Here is a 6,380-nt window from a genome sequence, read left to right as displayed (position 1 = left end):
CTGAGGACCAGTTTCACCTTGGGGACCTTGCGGACCTGTTTCTCCTTGTGGGCCTTGGGGACCTGTCAATCCTATCGGACCCTGAGGGCCAGTTTCACCTTGGGGACCCTGGGGACCAGTCTCTCCTTGAAGACCTTGGGGGCCTGTTTCTCCCTGTGGGCCTGCTAATCCATTTACAATATTCTTAATACCCACTTCATCTGTATAGGTATAGGTACCGTCACCGTTATCTACTAATGAAGTAATCGTTTCCTCTACAGAACCACCTCCACTACTTAATGTTATTGTATTTCCTGATTTTGTTATGTACTGTAATTCATTCTTAGCATCATTATCAGCATCATTTATATCGAATGTAATATCGTTCCCATTCCCATTCGAAAATGTATATACGCCATTTTTATTGTCTGTGATAGACGCTTTATTGATGATTGTTTCGTTTCCTATTCCATCAATATATGAGAATGTACCATCAGTATTATCTACAACAAAGGCTTCATTGTTTGACACGATCAAGCCTTCGCATAATGATTGCCATTGTTGTCCATTATACTGGAAAACACACTTTTCATCTATGTTATAAACCATTGCACCGGCAAGTGGTGCGATAGCGTTCATTTCTATAGTAGATACCCTGGTAATAACCAACACTTTGTCGACACTCTCCAATTCTATAAGTGAATTGCTATTTATTATACTGGGATTGTCACCTACTTTGACTTGTGCAGCAGTAAAATTAACAGTCAAAAAAACGGTTACAATTGCTATTGCGTATTTTAGTTTCATAATAGATTAGGTTTAAATTCACTTCAAAATTTGGCAAATTTGCCGCAAATGTTAGTATTTTTCGGAGTTTTGCAGTTTTCTGTAGACGAATGGTAGGAGTTATTCGTTGAATTGAAATTTTAAATATTATGGGTTTACCGTAATTATATTATTTATTAACAATAGTTTTTTTGTATATTTTTTCTTTATTTATTGAAAATGAGTTTGTTGAAAATCATTTATAAATGACTTTTAAGTAAGAGTATGTTTTATTAATTATAGTTTTTATATTTGTTCTACCTAGTATTGCGGGAGTAGCTCAGTTGGTAGAGCGTCAGCCTTCCAAGCTGAATGTCGCGAGTTCGAACCTCGTCTCCCGCTCTTTATAATATCGGACAATTATTTATTGTCCGATATTTTTCTATAAAAACCTTGGGTTTTGTAGCTTTAAAAAACGCTTTTTTAGTAAATTTATAAGGAGGAAGTTGTGTTATACCATAAACTTTTAATTTCTTTACATATTGCTAAACTACATTTTTAATGAAAAGCCTTGTTATTTTACTCTTATTGCTAATAAGCCCTTTAGTGGCTGTTTCTCAGGAAACAGACCGTGTTATACTCAGAGGCCAGGTATTGTACCGCAACAATAATATTCCCAATGAAAATGTTATCAACGTTACAGCAGAAAAAGCAACTATTACTAATGATCGTGGCGAATTTGAAATTATGGTCAAATTAGGTGACGAACTTATTTTTTCAGCAGTAAACTACCAGATAAAATCGGTCATCATTACTGAAGCCATTCTAAAAGCACGACGATTGGTAGTAGAAGTAAATGAAAAGGTAACAGAATTGGATGAGGTAGTGGTAGGTCCTGAAAATAGGGAAAAATTCCTCGAATTAAAAGAAGAAGAGTTTAAACAGTACAATTATACCCAAGACCGTTCTACGCGGGTAGAGAATGCTGCATTGCCACAAAGTGTAACCGGCCTCAAGAATGGATTGAACGTAATTAATATTTTCAAAGCGTTATTTAAATCAAATCAGGAAAAAAATATACCGGAGGAAAAACAAATCAAGATGAGCGAAGTACTCCGCTATGTATATGAAGATACTTTTTTTACTGAAAGTTTGCATATCCCTCCGGGAAGAATTGACGAGTTTTTGTATTACTGCGATACAAAAATGCCTGCACAAAAACTCTTAAAAAAGGACAATGAATTTGAGTTAATTGATTTTTTAGTGACGCAAAGCAATACATATCTGAGTATTATCCAGCCTAAGGAAAAATAACTTTATTTATCTTCTATCAAGGCAGTCCAAACACTTAATTTCCCTTTTTCATAACGTGTCCATACAGGGCGCACGATGCCATCATATGCATAGATATTATTATAATCCCCAAAAAACACCCCCGATATTACAGGCGTAAATGGTTTTTCTGAAATTGTTTTAGAAACAAATGTTTCCCCTCCATCATAAGATACACTTAACACCACATCTGTCTGATTGTCCTTATACTTACTCCTGTCATAATAGACAATATATACATACCCTGTTTTGGGGTCAACACTCATCCATGTTAAAAATTGATGGGTTGTTGTATTATCTGTATTTACTCTAAGCGGATCACTCCAGGTAATCCCTCCGTCAGTAGATTTTGCTATAAAGACATCCGTATTGTTTTTTCCATTCCTTTGGTCTGCCCAATTCACATAAATAGTTCCTTTATATTCACTATTGCTTATATCTACAGCCGTTACCGGCATGCCATTGCTCCGTCCAAGCCCCGGAATGTCATGTGCCCATCCTTCAGGTTGTTCTGAGACAATGATATCTTCATCCAACCAGGTTTTCCCTCCATCAATACTCTTATCAAAGTAAATCATATTATTGTATGCCCATGCCACATATATAGACCCATCATCAGCTACGGCAGGGACTGCTCCCTCTACCGTTTGATCATCATCAATAGAATTCCCATCAAATTGGTTAATTGCTACAGGTGTTGTCCATGTAGCACCTTTATCTGAAGACAATGAAAACAGTATTCGGGTTTTGTCTTTAGGATCAGCACTGGCATATTGATCAAATTCTGTCCAAGTGACATATATTTCATTTGTTTCTGGGTTGATTGCCGCCCATTCTTTATCCTGTTCTTTGGCATTGTTTAACCCAACTCCGGCACCATCATTCCATGTTTTTCCTCCGTCATCAGAACGTTGTATTACAATCCGGTCCAATACATTTTCACTATGCCAATTGGTACCATCCGGATCAGATAAATGCAGGTAATAAAAATGCCCTTCATTATCTGCCACAATACAAGGGTCTCCCCAAACACCCATAGAAGAAACCAATCTATCTGTTTTCCAGGTTTTTCCTCCATCATTTGAATAATGAACATAATCGACTATAGAACCTGCAACTATATTTTCTGTATTAGTAGGGTTTATATAAATGCTAGGCTCACATGGACCTAACCCTTGGCCATTAGATTCATAAATTTTAACATTTTCATAAGTAGTTTTTTGGAATGCTTTTTGTTTACTTTGAACAAAATTAGGTTGCCCTTTACAAGCAACTATCACAAAAGCAACTAATAGTATTGAGATTCTATGAGTCATTTATCTATATTTTACGTCAAAAATAAGCTTCATATCCGACATCTGAAAAAAATAGGGTTTTTACTGCTTATCATTCCGCTTCTTTCTTTTACAATTTTGCATAAGTTTTATCTAAGTGTAACTCAAGTTGATTATTCCGAAAAAGACCGTGCCTTTCAAATGACATCCCGGATATTCATTGATGACCTCGAAAGATTGATTGAGGAGCGTTATGGAGTGCCTCCAAAGCTAGCCACTCCAAACGAACACAAAAGTGCTGATTTTTATATTGAGAAATACCTAGCTAGCAAAATGGTTATGAAAATAAACGGGCAACAAGTAAAATTGAATTATCTGGGAAAAGAATATGACAACGATGTTATAAAATGCTACGTAGAAGTTAATAATATTAGCTTAGATACCATTCAGGAGGTAACTATAACAAATAGCATATTGTTTGAACTTTTTGAAGAACAACAAAATATTATCCATTTCAAAATTAACAGTCTCCGAAAAAGTTTCATTCTTATCAAAGGAAATGATAAAGGAGTGTTAAATTTATGATTATCGTCCATTTAATATATAAAATTTACTTATTTTTCGCCATTAGTTAACCCCTTTTATACTTATATAATATGAAACTATTCAGATACTATTTATTAGCTAGTTTATTCCTATTTGCAGGCATTGTAAATGCACAGGAAAAAGAAAAACCGGAACGAAAACCGGGCCATTTAAATACCAGCAAGTTCAAGCAACTTTATGAGGAGTTTGCTACTCCCAATATGTACCGGACAGCATCCGGAGCTCCGGGTCCTGCGTACTATCAGCAAAAAGCAGATTATAAAATGAACATTGAGGTAGATGACAAAACCCAAAAGCTTTATGGTACCGAAACAATTACGTATACCAATAATTCTCCTGATGTTTTAGAATTTTTATGGGTTCAATTAGATCAAAATGTGCGAGCAAAAGACTCTAAATCCCCTCTAAGGGACAGTAATAGTATGCAATTGGCAGAAACACCTGAAGGGTTTGTTAATAATTACATGAAAGAGCCTTTTGATGGGGGGTTTAATATTGAATATGTAAAGGATGTCAATGGAAAGTCTTTACCATATACCATCAACCAGACGATGATGCGAGTGGATATTCCCCAACCTCTAAAGAGTGGTGAAAAAGTATCTTTCTCTATTAAATGGTGGTATAATATCAACGACCACACTACTAATAGAGGTAGGTCTGGTTATGAGTATTTCCCAAAAGATGGGAATTATGCCTATGTAATAGCACAGTTTTTCCCAAGAATGGCTGTTTATAGTGATGTAGAAGGATGGCAAAACCATCAGTTTTGGGGAAGAGGGGAATTTGCATTGCCCTTTGGAGATTATGAGGTAAGTATTACGGTTCCTAGTGATCACATTGTAGACGCTACCGGGGTATTAACCAATAGAAAGGAAGTATTTTCCCGTGAAATGATGCGCCGTTATGAAGCAGCTAAAAAATCATATGATAAGCCTGTTTTTATTGTTACACAAGAAGAGGCAGAAGTTGCAGAAAAATCTTTTTCTAATAAAAAGAAAACATGGAAGTTCAATGCTACCAATGTTCGTGACTTTGGTTTTACCTCTTCCCGAAAATACATATGGGACATGATGGCCGTGAAAATAAATAATAAAGATGTCATGGCTGTTTCCTTATATCCAAAAGAAGGCAATCCTCTTTGGGAAGAATATTCTACAAAAGCGGTAGCACATACATTAAAATCGTATTCTGCGCATACTTTTGATTATCCATACCATAAAGCTATATCGGTACATGCCAGACGCCAAGGGATGGAATATCCCATGATTTGCTGGAATTATGGACGTCCTGATGAGAATGGGAATTATTCTGACCGTACTAAATATGGAATGATCAGTGTAATTATTCACGAAGTAGGACATAACTTTTTCCCTATGATCGTAAACTCTGATGAGCGACAATGGGGCTGGATGGATGAAGGTTTGGATACTTTTATGCAATATATGGCCGAGCAAGAGTTTGGAGAAGCGTATCCCGAAGCCATTGCACCAAACACCAGCTACCCTTCCAGAAGGGGACCCGCAAGTAAAATAGTACCCTATATGGCCGGCGAGCAAGATTTTATAGCCCCTATTATGGCCAATCCGGAGAATGTTTTTTCATTAGGAGCAAATGCTTATGGAAAACCGGCAACAGGGTTAAACATTTTAAGGGAAACGATTATGGGAAAAGAATTATTTGACCATGCTTTTAAAACCTATGCACAACGTTGGAAATTTAAGCATCCTACTCCTGAAGATTTTTTCAGGACTATGGAAGATGCTTCGGCAGTTGATTTAGATTGGTTCTGGAGAGGATGGTTTTATTCTACTGATTATGTTGATATAGGTGTAAAAGAAGTTAAAAAATATTATGTTTCTACCAAACCAAGTGAAGAGATGCAACAATATATGGCTGAGCGAAACCTGACTGAAGCTGATATGCCTCCTCTGGTTTATTGGGAAAAAGAAACTATCGAAAATTCAAATAACACTAATACACCTGAGAATATTACTACACTACAGGAATATATGATGGATAATTTTTCTGTTGAAGAAAGATCCAGTTTAAAAACTCCTAAATACTTTTATGAAGTTACTTTTGAAAAGCCGGGAGGAATGCCAATGCCATTGATTGTTGAGTATAAGTATGCTGATGGAACTAGTGAAAAAATAACGTATCCTGCAGAAATATGGCGTAAAAACGATGCTGAATTTACACGTGTAATTGCTTCAGAGAAAATGTTGGAAGGCATTATAGTAGATCCCAATGAAGAAACTGCAGATATTGACACTACTAACAATTCTTGGCCCAAAAAAGAACAAGGAACAGACTTTGATAAGTTCAAAGAAAAAATAAAAGGATAAAAAAGTTTCCTTTTTTGTAACATTTTTGCAACACTGTACGTATAACTATATGCGTACAGTGTTTATTTTTTAACAAAAA

General features: G+C 35.9%; 4 protein-coding genes, 1 tRNA gene and 1 pseudogene. 4 read left to right on the top strand and 2 right to left on the bottom strand.

The features are described 5' to 3' along the window. Positions 1-786 (bottom strand): annotated as a pseudogene (locus WBG21_RS05245) (hypothetical protein); the annotation flags it as partial. Positions 787-1,073: 287 nt separating this feature from the next. Between WBG21_RS05245 and WBG21_RS05240 the strand changes: the two are divergent. Together WBG21_RS05240 and WBG21_RS05235 are read left to right on the top strand one after the other, a co-directional pair. Then, positions 1,074-1,146, top strand: a tRNA-Gly gene (locus tag WBG21_RS05240). A 159-nt stretch (positions 1,147-1,305) separates the two neighbouring features. After that, positions 1,306-2,058, top strand: a complete 753-nt coding sequence (locus tag WBG21_RS05235) for a carboxypeptidase-like regulatory domain-containing protein (RefSeq protein ID WP_340075527.1) — start codon at positions 1,306-1,308, stop codon at positions 2,056-2,058. 2 nt (positions 2,059-2,060) lie between these two features. On the opposite strand, the gene WBG21_RS05230 is transcribed toward WBG21_RS05235, so the two are convergent. Beyond that, a complete protein-coding gene (locus WBG21_RS05230) occupies positions 2,061-3,392 on the bottom strand; it encodes a sialidase family protein (RefSeq protein ID WP_340075525.1) in 1,332 nt (443 codons plus the stop codon). Here WBG21_RS05230 and WBG21_RS05225 point away from each other — a divergent pair. Further along, positions 3,384-3,935, top strand: coding sequence for a DUF6702 family protein (locus tag WBG21_RS05225; protein ID WP_340075523.1), 552 nt, complete (start codon positions 3,384-3,386; stop codon positions 3,933-3,935). The genes WBG21_RS05230 and WBG21_RS05225 overlap by 9 nt on opposite strands. A gap of 71 nt (positions 3,936-4,006) precedes the next feature. Next, entirely contained in the window at positions 4,007-6,301 is a 2,295-nt protein-coding gene (locus WBG21_RS05220) for a M1 family metallopeptidase (RefSeq protein ID WP_340075521.1), read from the top strand. Positions 6,302-6,380: the final 79 nt, after the last annotated feature.

It is taken from the genome of Leptobacterium meishanense, from assembly GCF_037645805.1.
GTDB classification, from domain to species: domain Bacteria; phylum Bacteroidota; class Bacteroidia; order Flavobacteriales; family Flavobacteriaceae; genus Leptobacterium_A; species Leptobacterium_A meishanense.
The sequence above is the reverse complement of the archived record's forward strand: the minus strand, read 5'-3'. Positions and strand labels throughout refer to the sequence as shown.

Excerpts from the sequence above, each read along its gene's own strand:
- WBG21_RS05230 (WP_340075525.1), bottom strand. The coding sequence starts at position 3,392 with ATGACTCATAGAATCTCAATACTATTAGTTGCTTTTGTGATAGTTGCT.
- WBG21_RS05235 (WP_340075527.1), top strand. The coding sequence starts at position 1,306 with ATGAAAAGCCTTGTTATTTTACTCTTATTGCTAATAAGCCCTTTAGTG.
- WBG21_RS05225 (WP_340075523.1), top strand. The coding sequence starts at position 3,384 with ATGAGTCATTTATCTATATTTTACGTCAAAAATAAGCTTCATATCCGA.
- WBG21_RS05220 (WP_340075521.1), top strand. The coding sequence starts at position 4,007 with ATGAAACTATTCAGATACTATTTATTAGCTAGTTTATTCCTATTTGCA.